Source organism: Brevundimonas sp. 'scallop', from assembly GCF_011045535.1.
GTDB lineage: Bacteria > Pseudomonadota > Alphaproteobacteria > Caulobacterales > Caulobacteraceae > Brevundimonas > Brevundimonas vesicularis.
This window is the reverse complement of record NZ_CP039382.1, coordinates 1371171-1388365: the sequence shown is the minus strand read 5'-3', so window position 1 is coordinate 1388365 and position 17195 is coordinate 1371171. Positions and strand designations below refer to the sequence as shown.

Here is a 17195-nt window from a genome sequence, read left to right as displayed (position 1 = left end):
GGGGTTTTGGGGACCGACGCGGCGCGACAGACGGCGTCCGCAGCGCTACATTAGGGCAGGATCGCGACCAGCGCCACGTTTTCCTTTGCGCTCAGCCCGTCCGCCCGGCTTCGACCGAGCCGTAAGCGCCCGAAACCGGCCGACCATTTGCGTCGTACTGGGTCGCACAGGCGCTCATGCCCAGCACGGTGCCGATGAAGATACCCAGACGAATGGCGCGTCGCATTTGGTTACCGAAAGATTAACGTCCGATCCGAACGTAAATCCCGGTTTGCGGTTGCAGGCAATCGTGCTCGCGCTGGGCGCGAGCGCAAAAAAGGGGACGCCGCGAAGCGTCCCCCCCTCTGTCGTCCTTGATCAGACCTCGCCGATCACACCTTGATCGGCAGCGCCGTGCGGATGTGGACGTCCTTCAGCTGGCGCTCCTCGGCCTCGGTCGGGGCGTTCATCAGCAAATCCTCGCCCTGCTGGTTCAGCGGGAAGGCGATGACCTCGCGGATGGCCGTCTCGCCCGCCAGCAGCATGACGATGCGGTCGATGCCGGGGGCCAGACCGCCGTGCGGCGGAGCGCCATAGCGGAAGGCGTTCAGCATGCCGCCGAACTGCTCCTCGACCACCGAGGCGTCGTAGCCGGCGATTTCGAAGGCCTTCAGCATGATCTCGGCCTTGTGGTTCCGGATCGCGCCCGAGCACAGCTCATAGCCGTTGCAGACGATGTCGTACTGATAGGCGCGGACGGTCAGCGGATCCTGGGTCTCCAGAGCCTCCAGCCCGCCCTGCGGCATGGAGAAGGGGTTGTGGCTGAAATCGACCTTCTTCTCTTCTTCCGACCATTCGAACATGGGGAAGTCGACGATCCAGCAGAATTTGAACTGGTCTTCGTCTACCAGCTTCAGCTCGGTGCCCACGCGGGTGCGGGCCAGGCCGGCGAACTTGGCGAAGGTCGCAGGCAGACCGGCGACGAAGAAGGCGGCGTCGCCCTGCCCCAGACCCAGCGACGACATCAGGGCCTCGGTCGGTTCCTGACCCAGGTTCTTGGCGATCGGCCCGCCCCAGGCGCCCTGATCCTCGGACCAGAAGATATAGCCCAGGCCCGGCTGGCCTTCACCCTGCGCCCAGCTGTTCATGCGGTCGCAGAAGGCGCGCGAACCGCCCGTGGGGGCCGGAATGGCCCAAACCGCGTTCTTGTCGTCCGCGCCCAGGATCTTGGCGAACAGGCCGAAGCCGCCATCGCGGAAATGATCCGACACCACCTGCATCTTGATCGGATTGCGCAGGTCCGGCTTGTCCGAGCCATACCAGGCCATCGACTGGGCGTAGGTCAGGCGCTCGAAACCCTTGTGTTCGAACGTCTCACCGAAGTCGTTGGTGAAGGTGTGGACGCCGTCGATGGCCGAGACCGGCCTGCCCTCGCCGAATTCCTCGAACACTCCGTGCATCAGGGGTTCGATGGCGGCGAAGACGTCTTCCTGCGTCACGAAGCTCATCTCGACGTCGAGCTGATAGAACTCCAGCGAGCGATCGGCGCGCAGGTCTTCGTCGCGGAAGCACGGCGCGATCTGGAAATAGCGATCAAAGCCCGAGACCATGAGCAGCTGTTTGAACTGCTGCGGCGCCTGGGGCAGCGCATAGAACTTGCCCGGATGCAGTCGCGACGGCACCAGGAAGTCGCGCGCGCCTTCCGGCGACGAGGCCGTCAGGATCGGCGTCTGATACTCCAGGAAGCCCTGATCGACCATGCGACGGCGGATCGAGGAAATCACCTTGGAGCGCAGCACGATGTTCTTGTGCAGTCGCTCGCGGCGCAGATCCAGGAAGCGGTTGGCCAGGCGGATATCCTCGGGATATTCCTGATCGCCGAAGACCGGCATCGGCAGTTCGGCGGCTTCGGACAGCACCTCGACGCCCTGGACGCGCACCTCGACCTCGCCCGTGGGCAGATTGGGGTTCACCACCGAGGCGTCGCGGGCGACCACCTCGCCATCGACCTTGATCACGCTCTCGGCGCGCAGGCGCTCGACCGCGGCGAAGCCTGGCGTCTCGGGGTGCAGCACCAGCTGCGTCAGGCCGTAGTGGTCGCGCAGGTCGATGAACAACAGGCCGCCGTGATCGCGCTTGCGGTGGACCCAACCCGACAGGCGAACAGCGGAACCGGCGTCGGAGGCGCGCAGGGCGCCGCAGGTGTGAGAGCGATAGGCGTGCATGAAACGAACCGTCTGGAGTCTCTGGGCGGTGGAATCCGACGCCGTCGGCGCCCGAAATCGAAGCGGCGTAGGGCGCATCATCGCCCCGGAAAGTCAAGGTTTCAGCCGTTGCAAAGCCTGCCGCCGCGCATGATATCTGACGCTTCCATCCCGCCCGAGGCCGCCATGTTCATCGTCACCATCACCTACTCCCAGCCCATAGAAGCCATCGAGGCGCGGACGGTCGAGCATCGCGCGTGGCTGGATCAGCATGTCGCCAGCGGCCTGATCATTGCCGCCGGCCCGATGGTGCCGCGCACGGGCGGCATTCTGGTGGTGCGCAGCGGGAGCACAAAGGAGGAGCTGGAGGCCCTGCTGAAGGCCGATCCGTTCCAGGTTCACGGCCTGGCCGATTACACGGTGACCGAGTTCAAGGCCGGCAAGCTGAACCCCGCCCTTGCCGAATTCGCCTGATTTCATCCACAGGGGCGCGGTTCGCTCCCCGCAACCAACAGCGCGGACCTGACGCGGTTAACGCCGGCCTCTGCTATGACAGGCGCATGTCCGCGCTGAGCGCCCTGCCCCCGACGACGACCGAACAGCTGCGTCTGCCGCTGGAGCGGCCGGTTGCGGGCGAGGCCTTCGTGACGTCCGATAGCAATGCCGAGGCGGTGCGCGTTCTGGCCCGCTGGCCCGACGGCGTGGGCGCGGTGCTGGCGCTTCACGGCCCGCCAGGGTCGGGCAAGAGCCGCCTCGCCGCCGACTGGGCCGAGCGGGTCGGCGCCGTGCCGCTGAACGGCGCCGAGGCCGCGCTCATCGATCCGCTGGAGCTGGAAGGCCGGCCGGTCCTGCTTGACCGTGCGGCGGACGCCGACGACGAAAGCCTGTTTCATCTGATTAATCTGGCCAACTCCGGCGGCGGCGCCCTGCTGCTGGTGTCGCGTTCGGCCCCGCGCCAGTGGTCGGTCGATCTGCCCGACCTGCGTTCGCGGCTGGACGCCTTGCGCGCCGTCGCCATCGCCGCGCCCGACGACGCCGTCCTCTCGGCCATCCTGCGCGCCCGTTTCGCCGAACGCAGCATCACCCCGTCCGACGACGTGATCGACTATCTGGTCCGCCGCCTGGACCGTTCGGCCGAAACCGCCGCCGCCGTGGTCGAACGTCTGGACGCCCTCCACCGCCCGGTCACGCGCGTTCTGGCGCGTCAGGTGCTGGACGTCATGGACGCCGCCGCCGACTGACCCGCGACATTTTCTCGGCGCCCGCTTGCGGCCGTCACACACGCGCGCGAGAACCGGATCATGACCGACGCCGCGATCCATGACGACACCCGAGGCGAAGAGGTTCCCGCCTCTCGCGCCCCTCAACTGGCGCTGAGCGAAGAGCTGATGGCCTCGCCCCGCCGGTTCTTCAATCGGGAAACCTCGTGGCTGGCGTTCAACGAACGGGTTCTGGAAGAGGCAGCCAACCCCAACCACCCGCTTCTGGAGCGGCTGCGGTTCCTGTCCATCTCGGCCAATAACCTGGACGAGTTCTTCATGACCCGCGTCGCCGGTCTGAAGGGCCAGTTGCGCGAACGCCTGCGCGTCCTGTCCGCCGACGGCCTGACCCCCGCCGAACAGCTGGAGCGGATCAACATCGCCGCCGGCGAGCTGATGGCCGAACAGCAGCTGCGCTGGCGTCAGCTGAAGAAGGAGCTGACGGTCGCCGGCATCGAGATCGTCGACCGTCAGAAGATCACCAAGACCGAGAAGGAGCGTCTGGAACCCGAGTTCCTGAACCAGCTCTTCGCCGTCCTGACGCCGCTCGCCATCGACCCGGCGCACCCCTTCCCCTTCCTGCCCAACCTCGGCTTCTCCCTGGCGCTGAAACTAAAGCGCAAGGGTGAGACCAAGACCTTCTACGCCCTGGTGCCGGTGCCGACCCAGGTTCGCCGGTTCTGGGAACTGCCGACCGACGGCCGCTCCACGCCGGGGCACAAGCGGTTCATCACGCTGGAAAACGTGCTGCTGCTGTTCATCGACCACCTGTTCCCAGGCTGCGAGGTTCAGGAAAAGGGCGTGCTGCGCCTGATCCGCGACTCGGACATCGAGATCGAGGAAGAGGCCGAGGACCTGGTCTTGGAGTTCGAGGAGGCGCTGAAGCAGCGTCGTCTGGGCTCGGTGGTGCGGGTCAAGATCGAGGCGTCCATGCCTGTCGATCTGCGCGACTTCATCGTCGGCGAGCTGGAGGCCGCGCCCCAAGACGTGGTTCTGGTCGACGGCATGCTGGGCCTGGCCCAACTGTCGGACCTGATCCCCGGCGGCCACCCGGATCTGAAGTTCAAGGGCTATGAGCCGCGCTATCCCGAACGCGTCCGCGACAATGGCGGCGACGTCTTCGCGGCCATTCGCGAAAAGGATCTGCTGATCCACCACCCGTTCGAGAGCTTCGACGTGGTGGTTCAGTTCCTGCGTCAGGCCGCGCGCGATCCCAACGTCATCGCCATCAAACAAACGCTGTATCGCACCTCCAAAGACAGCCCCATCGTCGCCGCCCTGATCGAGGCGGCCGAAAACGGCAAGAACGTCACCGCCCTGGTCGAACTGAAGGCCCGCTTCGACGAAGAGGCCAACCTGCGCTGGGCGCGGGCGATGGAGCGGGCCGGCGTCCACGTCGTCTTCGGCTTCGTCGAATACAAGACCCACGCCAAGGTTAGCGTCGTGGTCCGGCGCGAGGGCGAAGGCCTGCGCACCTACTGCCACTTCGGCACCGGCAACTATCACCCCGTGACGGCCAAGGTTTACACCGACCTGTCGCTGTTCTCCTGCGACCCCGTCCTGGGGCGCGATGCGACGCGGGTGTTCAATTACATCACGGGCTATGCGACGCCGGACCACCTCGAGGCCCTGGTCGTCTCGCCGCTGAACATGAAGGCCACGCTGATCGAACTGATCGGCAAGGAGATGTCGGCCGCCGCCATGGGCAAGCCCGCCGCCATCTGGGTCAAGCTGAACGCTCTGGTCGATGTCGAGATCATCGACGCCCTGTACCGGGCCAGCCAGTGGGGCGTGCGTATCGATCTAGTCGTGCGCGGCATCTGCTGCCTGCGTCCTGGCGTGCCGGGGCTGTCGGAGAATATCCGGGTCAAGTCGATCGTCGGCCGCTTCCTGGAACACAGCCGCATCGTCTGTTTCGCCAATGGCAAGGACCTGCCGCATGACAAGGCCAAGGTCTTTATCTCTTCGGCCGACTGGATGACGCGAAACCTGGATCGCCGGGTCGAGCTGATGACGCCGATCCGCAACGCCACCGTCCACGATCAGGTGCTGGACCAGATCATGGTCGCCAATCTGAAGGACGATGCACAAAGCTGGGTGCTGGACGCCGAAGGGCGCTATACACGCGTCACCCCCGCCGATCCTGAGCGGCCCTTCTCGGCCCACAAATACTTCATGACAAATCCCAGCCTGTCCGGGCGCGGCCGCAAAGCCAAGAGCCTGCCCGCCGTCCTGCGCTACGAGCGTCCGGGCCGCTGATGCCCGACATCACGCTTACCGACCGCGACATCGCAGCGATCGACATCGGTTCAAACTCGGTTCGCCTGGTCCTGTACCGGCTGGAAGGCCGCGCGATCTGGACCGTCTATAATGAGAAGGTTCTGGCCGGCCTGGGCCGCGACTTGCCGACGACCCGCAAGCTGTCGCCCGAGGGTGTGGTCATGGCGATGACGGCGCTGCGCCGCTTCGCCGCCGTGCTGGAAGGCGTGCGGCCGGACGCGACCCTGATCGCCGCCACCGCCGCCGTGCGCGAAGCCTTGGACGGGCCGGAGTTCTGTGAGCGGGTCGCCGCCGAGACCGGCCTCCAGATCCGCGTCCTGTCGGGTGAGGAAGAGGCCAAATACGCGGCCATGGGCGTTTTGGCTGGCGCCCCCCTGGCCCACGGCGTCTCGGCCGACATGGGCGGCGCCAGTCTTGAGCTGACCCGGCTGAACGGAGACGGCGTCGAGAACGGCCTGACCCTGCCGCTGGGTCCGTTTGCTCTGGCTGACGGCAAGGCCTTCGACGCCGAGCGCATCAAGGCCCGTATCGATCAGGCCCTGAAACCGATCGCAGGCCAGTTCAAGAGCGAGCGCCTCTACGCCGTGGGCGGCGCCTGGCGGACCCTGGCTCAGGTGCAGATGGGCCTGAAATCCTATCCGCTGAAGGTCGTACATCAGTATCAGATGTCGGCCGATGAGGCGCTGGAGACCGCGCGTCTGGTCGCGCAACAGTCGGCGGCCAGCCTGGCCAAACTGCCCGGCGTGTCGAAGAAGCGCGCCGAGACCCTGCCCTACGCCGGGCTGGTGCTTGAGGCGTTGATCAAACATCTGGGTCTCAAACAGATCGAGATGTCGGCCTGGGGCGTGCGGGAGGGCCTGCTGTTCGAGACGCTGGACGAGGCGACGCGCACGGCCGATCCGCTTCTGGCCGGTTGCACCGCTCTTGGCGGTCGCCAGGGCGTGGCCCCCGCCCTGCCCGGCGCGCTCAACGGCTGGATTTCCGAAATCGTCGCCGCCCTGCCCGAGGTGTTCGGCGAGAAACGCGACGCCGTGCTGGTCAGCGCCGCCTGCCGTCTGGCGGACCTGGGCGCGCGGCTGCACCCGGATCACCGGCTGGAGCTTGTCTTCGACCAGGTGCTGCGCGCGCCCGTCGCCGGCATCAGCCACACGGAGCGCGCCTTTTTGGCCAGCGCGATGAACGCCCGCTACGGCGGCGCCCCCGCCACGCCGCAGCCCGAGGTCATCGACCGCCTGCTCGACGCCGCCGCCGCCAAACGCGCCCGCGCCATCGGCCTGGCTATCCGTCTCGCCTGCGATCTGTCCGGTCGCTCGCCCCAGCTGATGGCCAACGCCACCGCCAAGGTCAAAGGCGGCGACCTGCGCCTGACCGCGACCGAAGGCTACGCCGACGTCCTCTTGGGCGAACAGACCAAGAAGCGCGCCAAGGCCCTCGCCGAGGCGATGGACCTGGGGCTGAAGATTTAGGCTAAGCGGCCCCTACTCGATCTCGACGACTTCCACCCGCGCGCCGTTCAGCACCAGGGCGATCTCGCCGCGCTTCAACTTCAGCGCATCCTCGCCGAAGATCTGGCGGCGCCAGCCCTTCATGGCGTCGATGTCGGCGTCGTCGCTGATGGCGATCTTTTCCAGGTCCGACACGGTGGCGATCAGCTTGGAGGCCACGCCGGCGTTGTCGCTCTTGGCCTTCAGCAGCACCTTCAACAGTTCCACCACCGACGGCGGGGCCGGCTGGCGGTGGGCGGGGCGCTCCATCTCGGGCGCATGCGACTCGGGATCGGCCAGAACCCGCTTCAGCTCCTCCGCCAGTTCCAGACCCAGTCGTGAACCGCCAAAGCCCTTGGGCACAGAGCGCAGGCGATTGAAGGCCTCGACATCCGTCGGGGTCTGTTGGGCGATCTCGTCGATGCCCTCGTCCTTCAGGATGCGGCCGCGCGGCTGGTCGCGCTCCTGCGCCGCCCGCTCGCGCCAGACGGCGACGGCCTTGAACGCCGCCAGATATTTGGCCGAGAACTTCTTGGGCTTCAGCCGCTTCCAGGCGTTTTCGGGATTGGTGTCGTAGAGGGCCGGATCGGTCAGGCTCTCCATCTCCGACATGACCCACTCCAGTCGGCCTTCCTTCTGCAGCCGGTCGCGCAGCTTGGGGTAAAGCGCCGCAAGGTGGGTCACGTCGCCCAGCGCATAGACCAGTTGGTTCTCCGACAACGGCCGGCGCGCCCAGTCGGTAAAGCGGCTGCCCTTGTCCACCTCGATCCGCAGCATCTGCCGCACCAGCGAATCATAGGCCACTTGCTCGCCGAAGCCCGCCGCCATGGCCGCGACCTGGGTGTCGAACATCGGCTTGGGCATGGCCCCCAGGCGCACGAAGATTTCCACATCCTGTCGGCAGGCGTGGAAGACCTTCACGATCTTCTCGTCGCGCAACAGCTCCAGGAACGGCTCCAGATCCAGTCCCTCCGCCATCGGATCGATGATGGCGGCGTGATCGGCCGAGGCCGCCTGGATCAGGCAGAGCTTCGGCCAGTAGGTCGTTTCCCGCATGAACTCGGTATCGACCGTGATGAAGGGGGCGTTGGCTACGCGGGCGCAGAATTCGGCCAGCGCCTCTGTGGTGGTGATCGGCGTCATTCCGATGCTATAGCCCCCCGCATCCTACCTGTGGCAAGAGCCGCGCTGCATTTCCGCCCCGATTCAGGCCCGAGATCCCATGAGCGACACCCAAAAGCCTCTCGAAAACGGCCTGACCTACGCCGATGCGGGCGTGGACATCGACGCCGGCGAACTGCTGGTCGAACACATCAAGCCGCTGGCGAAATCGACGGCGCGCCCCGGATCGGAGCCCTCGCTGGGCGGTTTCGGCGCCCTGTTCGACCTCAAGGCCGCTGGCTTCGAGGATCCGCTGATCGTCACCACGACCGACGGCGTGGGCACCAAGCTGAAGATCGCGATCGAGACAGGCCGTCATGACGGCGTCGGCGTCGATCTGGTCGCCATGTGCGTCAACGACCTTCTGGCGCAAGGCGCCGAGCCTCTGCTATTCCTGGATTACTACGCCACCGGCCGCCTGGAGATCGACGCCGCCCGTCGCGTGGTCGCCGGCATCGCCGAGGGCTGCCGCCAGGCCGGCTGCGCCCTGGTCGGCGGCGAGACCGCCGAAATGCCCGGCATGTACACCGACGGCGATTATGATCTGGCCGGCTTCAGCCTAGGCGCCGTCGAGCGCGGCCACGCCCTGCCGTATCTGGATCGCCAGGCGGCCGGCGACATCATCATCGGCCTGGCTTCCACCGGCCCGCACTCCAACGGCTATTCGCTGGTGCGCAAGGTGGTCGAGAAGTCCGGCCTGGGCTGGGGCGACGACGCCCCCTTCGCCAAGGACCGTTCGCTGGCCCAGGCCCTGATGGAGCCGACCCGCATCTATGTGAAGCCGGTCCTGCCGATGATGAAGGCGGGCCTGATCAAGGGCGCGGCCCATATCACCGGCGGCGGCCTGATCGAAAACCCGCCCCGCTGCATCGCCGAGGGTCTGCAGGCCCGCTTCGACTGGAACGCCTGGCCCATGCCGGCCGTCTTCCAGTGGCTGGCGGAGACCGGCGGCATCAGCGACCACGAGATGCGCCGCACTTTCAACTGCGGCGTCGGCTTCATCCTGATCGTATCGCCCGAGAACGCTGAGCCGGTGCTGGCGGCCCTGCTAAACGCAGGCGAAGTCGCCTTCGTCTGCGGACAACTGGAAGCGGCCTAAGCCGCCCCCAGGTCCTGCGGGGGCTTACCGGACCCCGCCGTTCGCCGTCTCGGCGTAGAAGCGCGACAGGTCGGCGTGCAGCTTCACCAGAGCGTCGTGGCTGAGGTACATCATGTGCCCGCCCTCATAGTAGGTGAACTCCAGGTTCGGCCGCAGGCTGGGCTCCAGCATCATTTGCGCCAGATCGAACTCGGTCGAGAAGAAGGGCGTGGCGGCGTCATAATAGCCGTTCAGCGACATCACCTTCAGATACGGATTTCGTCGCATCGCCGTGGCCAGATCGATGGCCGTATTCGGCGTGGTTTGCGGCCCTCCCACCGGCGGACGGTGGCTCCAGTTCCAGTTGAAGCCCGGCAGGCCCCGCGCCGACATCCGGTATTCGACGTCGGTCTTGTAGTTCAGTTCGTTCGCCACATAATCGCGGAAGATGCCGAAATAGGCCCCCGTCACGGCCGAGCTGGACGGATCATCCTCCGGCTCGCCGCCCGCCGCATCTTCATCCAGACCCATGTAGCGGGTGTCCAGCCGCCCGATCGTCTGGCGCCGGTCGCGCAGCAACTCCTTGCGGAAGGCGCCGAGGTCGACGCGCATATTGGCGTTGTCGATGAACGTGGTCGACAGGCCGGTCAGGTCGCTCATCTGGCGCACGATGTCCGCGCGCTCGGCGTCAGAGATCATGTGCCCCTTGGCCAGGGCCGAGGCGTAAGGCCCCAACGCGAAGTCACGCGCGCTCTGGACCTGTTCTTCGACCGTCGCGGCCGGGTTCGCCAGCTTGCGATGATACCAAGCCGTCGCCGCATAGGTCGGCAACAGGGTGACGAAGTTCTGCGGATAGCCTGGCTGACGCACGCCATAGTTCATGATCGACGACAGCAGCACCACGCCGTTCAGCGACATCCCGCGATCTTCAAGCTGGAACGCCACCGCACCGGTGCGCAGCGTGCCGTAGGATTCGCCGATAATGTATTTCGGGCTGGACCAACGGCTGAACTTGGTTGTGTAGCGCATGATGGCGCGGGCGAAGGCGTCGGCGTCTCCGTCCACGCCCCAGAAGGTCGAGCCCGGCGTCTCGCCCAACGGACGCGAGAAGCCCGCGCCTACCATGTCGATGAAAACCAGGTCCGTCTGATCCAGCAGGGTCTGGTCGTTCGGGCCGAAGGCGAAGGGCGCCGGCCGCACCACGGTCGGCTCATCGGTCTGGACCCGCATCGGCCCAAACGAGCCCATATGCAGCCATACGGTCGGCGAGCCTGGTCCGCCGTTGTAGAGATAGGTCACCGGCCGCGTCCCGACCGGCTGACCGTCCAGCGTATAGGCGGTGTAGAACAGGCTGGCGGTCGGCATCCCCGCATCGTCGCGGATCGTCAGCGTGCCGGCCGTGGCGTGATAGCGCAGGGTCTTGCCGTGGGCGTTGACCGAATGGGCCGTCGTGACTTCGGTCTCCTCGACCGGTGCGCGCGCCCAGTCCTTTTCGATCGCCTCGGCGTTGGCGTTGCGGAACCGGTCGGTTGCGGATCGCATCGCGGCGCCCCCGCCATTGTTGCTGCTGTTGTTGGTCCCGCTTTCCTGGGCCAGCGCCGCCACGGGCGCGCCCAGCATCGCGGCGATGGCCGCGAGGCAGATCAATCTCTTCATGCGATAGTCCCCTGTACGCGCCGACCCACGACCCCTCGCCATGCGGTCGGCGTTACACGCTAACGCCCGAATCCAGCCGACAACAAGGGCGGATCGCGTTTGAAACTTGCCAATGGTCGCCCGCCCCGTCATGCGAGGCGCCATGTCACCCCAAGCCGCCCCGCCCGTCCGCGTCGCCGTCCTGATCTCGGGGGCCGGCTCCAACATGGCGGCTCTGATCGACGCCGGTCAGGCGCCGGACAGCGGCTATGAGGTCGTGCTGGTGCTGTCGAACGTCGAGGGCGCGGGCGGTCTGGCGATTGCGGCGGTCAAGGGCGTGGCGACAGCGACCGTGGCGCACAAACCGTTCGGCAAGGACCGTGAGGCGCATGAGCGGGCGGTGGACGCGGTCCTGCGCGACGTCGGTGTCGAGGTCGTAGCGCTGGCCGGCTATATGCGTGTTCTGACGCCCTGGCTGGTCGGCGGCTGGCGCGAGCGGATGCTGAACATCCACCCCAGCCTGCTGCCCCTTTATCCCGGCTTGGACACCCACGCCCGCGCTATCGCCGCCGGCGACGCCGAGGCCGGCTGCACGATCCATCTGGTGACCGAAGGCGTCGATGAAGGCCCGATCCTGGGCCAGGCGCGCGTGCCGATCGTCGAGGGCGACACGGCCGAGGCCCTGGCCGAACGGGTCAAGACGGCGGAGCATCAGCTTTACCCGCAGGTGCTGGCCGGCTTCTGCCGAGTCCTGCCCCGCCCTTAGCGGCGCGAAGATTACAAAAACGTCATGCGACAGACCGCCGCACCGGCGCAATGGTGCGCCCGACCTCAATCGGGACCCTCTCTATCCATGACTCGCATTCGTCTGATGGCCGCCTGCTCGGCCTGTATCGTCGTCGCTCTCACCGGCGGCGCGGCCTCGGCCCAGGACGCTTCGGCCCAGCATTCGCACGGCACGGCCGGCGCGGCCCACAGCCCCTTCGGCGCCTGGGGCTTCGATCTGGCCGGTCGCGACACCTCGGTGAAGCCCGGCGACGACTTCAACGAATACGCCAACGGAACCTATCTGCGCACGACCGAGATTCCGGCCGACAAGTCGCGCTTCGGCCCGTTCGACGTCCTGTATGAGAACGCCCAGTCCCAGCTGAAGTCGATCATCGAAACCAGCGCCGCCAATCCCGCCAACGAGAACGCCCGCAAGGTCGGCGCCCTGTACGCCAGCTTCATGGACGAGGCGAAGATCGAGCAGCTGGGCGCAACGCCGCTGGCCGCCGACCTCGCCGCCGTCAAGGCGGTCACCGACCACGCCGGCATGGCGCGCCTGATGGGCGAGAGCCATTCAGGCTTCGGCGGCTCCCTGTTCGGCATCGACGTGTTCGAGGATCTGAAAAACCCCAATCTGAACTCGGCCTATCTGGGTCAGGGATCGCTGGGCCTGCCGGACCGCGACTACTATCTGAAGCCCGACTTCGCCGCCCAGCGCGAGGCCTATCTGGCCTATCTGACGACCACCCTGACCGCCATCGGCTGGGCCGACCCGGCCAAGACCGCCGCCGACATCCTCGCCTTCGAAACCAAGGTCGCCGACAAGCAGTGGACGACGGTCGAGCGTCGCCAGATCGACAAGCTGTACAACCCGGCCAAGGCCTCGGACCTGACGACCCTGGCTCCCGGCTTCGACTGGGCCGGCTTCCTGGCCGGCGCCCAGGTGTCGGACGTCGACACCCTGGTGCTGATGGAAAACACCGCCATCCCCGCCATCGCCCAGGTGTTCGCCGACACCCCCATCGAGACGCTGAAGGCCTGGCAGGCGTTCAACGTCGTCGATCAGGCCAGCCCCTATCTGTCCAAGGCCTTCGTCGACGCCCGCTTCGACTTCCGCGGCAAGACGCTGCGCGGTCAGCCCGAAAACCGTCCCCGCTGGAATCGGGGCGTGGCCCTGGTCGACGGCCAGCTGGGCGAGGTCCTGGCCCAGGAATACGTCCGCCTGCACTTCCCCGCCTCGTCCAAGGCCCAGATGGAAGCCCTGGTCGGCAACATCCGCGACGCCATGACGGAGCGGCTGAAGACCCTGGACTGGATGAGCGAGCCCACGCGCGAGCAGGCCCTGTACAAGATGTCCAAGTTCGGGGTGAAGATCGGCTATCCCGACAAGTGGCGCTCGTATGACGGCCTGGAGCTGAAGGCCGACGACCTGTACGGCAACGTCGAACGCTCATCGGCCTTCGAATGGGCGTACAAGCGCGGCAAGATCGGCAAGCCGGTCGATCCGCTGGAATGGGGCATGACGCCCCAGACGGTGAACGCCTATTACAACCCGCCGCGCAACGAGATTGTCTTCCCGGCCGCCATCCTGCAGGCGCCCTTCTTCGATCCGAACGCGGACCCGGCCGTCAACTACGGCGGCATCGGCGCGGTCATCGGCCACGAAATCACCCACGGCTTCGACGATCAGGGCCGCAAGTCCGACGGCGACGGCGTGCTGCGCGACTGGTGGACGCCGGAAGACGCCGCCCGCTTCGAGGCGCGCGCCAAGGTGCTGGGCGACATCTATGACAAGCTGGAGCCGATCCCCGGCGTGCACGTCAACGGCGACCTGACGATGGGCGAGAACATCGCCGACCTGGGCGGTCTGCTGCTGGCGCTGGACGCCTATCACAAGTCTCTGAACGGCCAGCCGGCGCCGGTCATCGACGGGCTGACGGGCGATCAGCGCGTCTTCCTGGGCTGGGCGCAGGTCTGGCGCGAGAAGTCGCGCGAGGCGGCGCTGAAAGAGCAGCTGACCACCGACCCGCACTCGCCCGGCCCGGTGCGCGCCGCCACCTCGCCGCGCAACATCGACGCTTGGTATGCGGCCTTCGGAGTCTCGCCGGACCAGAAGGAATATATTGCGCCCGAGGCCCGCGCCCGCATCTGGTAGAGGCGCCGGACGTCAGACGTAGAAAAGGCCCGGAGCGAACGCTCCGGGCCTTTTTGTCATCCGGGCTTTCGCCCCAGAGACTGAGCCTGATTTAGCGGGGCTTGGTCGCCGCGCCGGCGACGGCGCCGATGGCGGCGCCGGCCACGGTCGAACCCGTGTTGCCGCCGATGACCTGACCGGCGACGGCGCCGCCCAGGGCGCCGGTGGCGGCGCGTTGTTCCATCGTCTGGCCGCAGGCGGCCAGCAGGGCCACGACGCCGATGACGGGGGCCAGTTTGATCATGGTCTTCATGGGTCTTCTCCGGGAGACGAACGAGATAATGACCACCAAACGACAAGGCCCGCGTCCGGTTCCGGGCGCGGGCCTATATAGTCACGCTATGCGAGAACGTTCGCTCTCGCATCGCTTTGTTTCGGCGCTACGCTCGGAACGCGGTTCCTCGCGACTTGAGCGCGGAGCGCCTTAGCCGACGATCTGGTCGTCGGTGAAGAACTGGGCGATCTCGATCTTGGCGTTGTCCTGGCTGTCCGAACCGTGGACCGAGTTTTCACCGATCGACAGGGCGAACTGCTTGCGGATGGTGCCTTCGGCGGCCTGTTCCGGGTTGGTGGCGCCCATGACTTCACGATAGGCGGCGACGGCGTTGTCGCCTTCCAGCACCTGAACGACAACCGGCTCGGCCGTCATCTGCTCGACCAGCTCGCCGTAGAACGGGCGCTCGGCGTGCACTTCATAGAATTTCTTGGCTTGTTCGGTCGTCAGCTTGACGCGACGCTGGGCCACGATGCGCAGGCCGGCGCCTTCGATCACGGCGTTGATCGCGCCGGTCAGGTTGCGGCGCGTGGCGTCGGGCTTGATGATCGAGAAGGTACGTTCGGTCATGGGAATTGACTTCTTGTTGGGAGATTGAGTGTCGCGGGCTTATAGCGACCACCTCCCGCGTTTCCAACCGTCCCTTTTTGCATCCCTGACGCACGCCGCATGGCGACCTGCCGATTGAGGGACGCCGACCAACCGAAGAACCTTCGCCGCAATGCTCCAGATCACCGACCTGACCTTCAACGCCTGGGGCCGCAAGTTTCTCGTGGACGCCTCCGTCAGCCTGCCGCCCGGCTCAAAGGTCGGCCTGGTCGGCCGCAACGGCATCGGCAAGTCGACCCTGTTCAAGCTGATCCTGGGCGAGCTTCACGCCGCCGGCGACGAGATCAGCCTGCCCAAGACCGCCCGTATCGGCTCGGTCGATCAGGAGCATCCGGCGACCCCCGTCAGCGTCATCGACACCATTCTTGAGGCCGACGTCGAACGCCACACCCTGCTGGGCCGGCTCGAGACCGCAGAACCGGAAGAGATGGGCGAGATCTGGTCGCGGCTGATCGAGATCGACGCCGACGCCGCCCCCGCGCGCGCCGCCGAAATTCTGGTCGGTCTGGGCTTCGATCAGGAAAACCAGGCCCGGCCGATGTCGGAGTTCTCGGGCGGCTGGCGGATGCGCGTCGCCCTGGCCGCCGCCCTGTTCGCCGAGCCGGACATGCTGCTGCTGGACGAACCGACCAACTACCTCGACCTGGAAGGCGCCCTGTGGCTGGAGGCGCGGCTGAAGAAATACCCGCACACCGCCCTGATCATCTCCCACGACCGCGAGATGTTGAACGAGGTCTGCACCCACATCCTGCACCTCGCGAACCACACCCTGACGCTCTACACCGGCAACTACGACGCCTTCGAAAAGGCCCGCGCGGAAAAGGCGCGGCTGCAGCTGTCGGCCAAGGCCAAGCAGGACGCCGAACGCGCCCACCTTCAGGCCTTCGTCGATCGCTTCAAGGCCAAGGCCTCAAAGGCCGCGCAGGCCCAGTCGCGCATGAAGCGGCTGGAGAAGATGCAGCCGGTCGCCACCACGATCGAGGAGCGCGTCGCCCCCTTCACCCTGCCCTCGCCGCCGCGTCCGTTGGCGCCGCCGCTGATCCGGCTGGAGCGGGCCAATGTCGGCTATGAGCCGGGCAAGCCGATCCTGCGCAATCTGAACCTGCGCATGGACCTGGACGACCGCATCGGCCTGCTGGGCGTCAACGGCGCGGGCAAGTCGACCTTCGCCAAGATGATCGCCGGCGCCCTGAACGTGTCCGAGGGCGAGCTTCACCGCGACAGGAAGATGCGCGTGGGCTGGTTCCACCAGCACCAGATCGAGGCGATGGACCCGACCGACACGCCGCTGGAGATCATACGCCGCGCCATGCCGGACGCGCCCGAAAGCGCCCGCCGCTCCAAACTGGCCCAGTTCGGCCTGGGCTATGAGAAGCAGGAAACCACGGTCGACAGCCTGTCGGGCGGCGAGCGCGCGCGGCTGCTGCTGAACATGGTGGCGATGGACGCGCCCCACGTCCTGATCCTGGACGAACCGACCAACCACCTGGATATCGACAGCCGTCGCGCCCTGCTGGACGCGCTGAACGACTACAACGGCGCCGTCATCCTGATCACCCACGACCGCTCGCTGATGGAGATGGTGGCGGATCGCCTGTGGCTGGCCGCCGACGGCACGGTCAAGCCGTTCGACGGCGACATGGACGACTACGCCAAGTTCGTCCTGGACCGCGCGAAACAGGCCATCGCCAAGCCCAGCCAGATCAAGAAGGAAGAGGCCAAGGCGAACTCAGGCGCCCCTCAAGCAGAGAGCGCCCGCGGCGCGAACGATAGGGGCAACAAGAAGCGATCCGGCCCCTCGCCCTCGACCCTGCGCCATGCGGTCAAGAAGGCCGAGGAGACCATGACCCGCCTGACGGCCGAGATCGCCCGCATCGACGACGACATGGCCACCGCCTCCGTCAGCAATCCCAAGGCCCTCGAAGGCCTGACCCGCGCCCGCGCCAAGACCGAGGCCGATCTGGCCGCCGCCGAAGCCGCCTGGGTCGCCGCCGAAGAAGCGCTCGCCGAAGTCGCATGAAACCGATCGAATTCTCCAAGGAAGAACGCGCGGCGATCACCGCCAAACTGCGCGACTACTTCGCCCGAGAACTGGATCAGGAACTCGGCCAGCTTCCGGCCGAGATGCTGCTGGACTTCATCGGGAAGGAGATCGGCGGCGCCTTCTACAATCGCGGCGTCCACGACGCCCAACAACTGGTCCAGCAGAAGGCCGAGGACATCGTCGAGGCGCTGTACGGCCTCGAACGCGCGGCCCCGACGCGCTGACC

15 protein-coding genes are annotated in these 17195 nt (G+C 66.6%); 9 read left to right on the top strand and 6 right to left on the bottom strand.

Annotated elements, in window-relative coordinates; all coding sequences use genetic code 11:
• Nucleotides 1–91: 91 nt before the first annotated feature.
• Nucleotides 92–226, bottom strand: a complete 135-nt coding sequence (locus E4341_RS15660; RefSeq protein WP_255360388.1) for a hypothetical protein — start codon at nucleotides 224–226, stop codon at nucleotides 92–94.
• A gap of 145 nt (nucleotides 227–371) precedes the next feature.
• On the bottom strand, nucleotides 372–2204 hold the full coding sequence (gene aspS / locus E4341_RS06875; RefSeq protein ID WP_165116139.1) for an aspartate--tRNA ligase: 1833 nt from the start codon (nucleotides 2202–2204) through the stop codon (nucleotides 372–374).
• A gap of 129 nt (nucleotides 2205–2333) precedes the next feature.
• Between aspS and E4341_RS06870 the strand changes: the two genes are divergently transcribed.
• The 4 genes from E4341_RS06870 (at nucleotide 2334) to E4341_RS06855 (ending at nucleotide 7188) form a co-directional block, all read left to right on the top strand.
• On the top strand, nucleotides 2334–2657 hold the full coding sequence (locus tag E4341_RS06870) for a YciI family protein (protein WP_240893635.1): 324 nt from the start codon (nucleotides 2334–2336) through the stop codon (nucleotides 2655–2657).
• 86 nt (nucleotides 2658–2743) lie between these two features.
• Nucleotides 2744–3424 (top strand): chromosomal replication initiator DnaA, encoded by a 681-nt coding sequence (locus E4341_RS06865; protein ID WP_165116137.1) that lies wholly within the window; start codon nucleotides 2744–2746, stop codon nucleotides 3422–3424.
• Between the two features lie 60 nt (nucleotides 3425–3484).
• Nucleotides 3485–5701 (top strand): RNA degradosome polyphosphate kinase, encoded by a 2217-nt coding sequence (locus E4341_RS06860; RefSeq protein WP_165116135.1) that lies wholly within the window; start codon nucleotides 3485–3487, stop codon nucleotides 5699–5701.
• A complete protein-coding gene (locus E4341_RS06855; protein WP_165116133.1) occupies nucleotides 5701–7188 on the top strand; it encodes a Ppx/GppA phosphatase family protein in 1488 nt (495 codons plus the stop codon). Before E4341_RS06860 ends, E4341_RS06855 begins: the two co-directional genes overlap by 1 nt.
• A gap of 12 nt (nucleotides 7189–7200) precedes the next feature.
• On the opposite strand, the gene rnd is transcribed toward E4341_RS06855, so the two are convergent.
• Nucleotides 7201–8349 (bottom strand): ribonuclease D, encoded by a 1149-nt coding sequence (rnd, locus tag E4341_RS06850; protein WP_165116131.1) that lies wholly within the window; start codon nucleotides 8347–8349, stop codon nucleotides 7201–7203.
• A 79-nt stretch (nucleotides 8350–8428) separates the two neighbouring features.
• Here rnd and purM point away from each other — a divergent pair, with 79 nt between their 5' ends.
• On the top strand, nucleotides 8429–9466 hold the full coding sequence (gene purM, locus E4341_RS06845; RefSeq protein ID WP_165116129.1) for a phosphoribosylformylglycinamidine cyclo-ligase: 1038 nt from the start codon (nucleotides 8429–8431) through the stop codon (nucleotides 9464–9466).
• Nucleotides 9467–9490: 24 nt separating this feature from the next.
• Here purM and E4341_RS06840 read toward each other — a convergent pair whose 3' ends face one another.
• Nucleotides 9491–11101 carry a S10 family peptidase gene (locus tag E4341_RS06840; RefSeq protein ID WP_165116127.1) on the bottom strand — a complete coding sequence of 537 codons (1611 nt, stop codon included), beginning with the start codon at nucleotides 11099–11101 and terminating at the stop codon, nucleotides 9491–9493.
• A gap of 142 nt (nucleotides 11102–11243) precedes the next feature.
• Between E4341_RS06840 and purN the strand changes: the two genes are divergently transcribed.
• Together purN and E4341_RS06830 are read left to right on the top strand one after the other, a co-directional pair.
• Nucleotides 11244–11846 carry a phosphoribosylglycinamide formyltransferase gene (purN, locus tag E4341_RS06835; RefSeq protein ID WP_240893634.1) on the top strand — a complete coding sequence of 201 codons (603 nt, stop codon included), beginning with the start codon at nucleotides 11244–11246 and terminating at the stop codon, nucleotides 11844–11846.
• 87 nt (nucleotides 11847–11933) lie between these two features.
• On the top strand, nucleotides 11934–14003 hold the full coding sequence (locus E4341_RS06830; protein ID WP_165116125.1) for a M13 family metallopeptidase: 2070 nt from the start codon (nucleotides 11934–11936) through the stop codon (nucleotides 14001–14003).
• Between the two features lie 91 nt (nucleotides 14004–14094).
• On the opposite strand, the gene E4341_RS06825 is transcribed toward E4341_RS06830, so the two are convergent.
• Together E4341_RS06825 and ndk are read right to left on the bottom strand one after the other, a co-directional pair.
• Entirely contained in the window at nucleotides 14095–14295 is a 201-nt protein-coding gene (locus tag E4341_RS06825) for a YMGG-like glycine zipper-containing protein (protein ID WP_017504673.1), read from the bottom strand.
• Nucleotides 14296–14466: 171 nt separating this feature from the next.
• A complete protein-coding gene (ndk, locus tag E4341_RS06820) occupies nucleotides 14467–14886 on the bottom strand; it encodes a nucleoside-diphosphate kinase (RefSeq protein ID WP_017504672.1) in 420 nt (139 codons plus the stop codon).
• A 151-nt stretch (nucleotides 14887–15037) separates the two neighbouring features.
• Between ndk and E4341_RS06815 the strand changes: the two genes are divergently transcribed.
• Complete coding sequence (locus E4341_RS06815; RefSeq protein ID WP_165116123.1) at nucleotides 15038–16945, top strand: ABC-F family ATP-binding cassette domain-containing protein; 1908 nt, start codon at nucleotides 15038–15040, stop codon at nucleotides 16943–16945.
• Entirely contained in the window at nucleotides 16942–17193 is a 252-nt protein-coding gene (locus E4341_RS06810; RefSeq protein ID WP_039243746.1) for a DUF2164 domain-containing protein, read from the top strand. Before E4341_RS06815 ends, E4341_RS06810 begins: the two co-directional genes overlap by 4 nt.
• The last annotated feature ends 2 nt before the right edge of the window (nucleotides 17194–17195 follow it).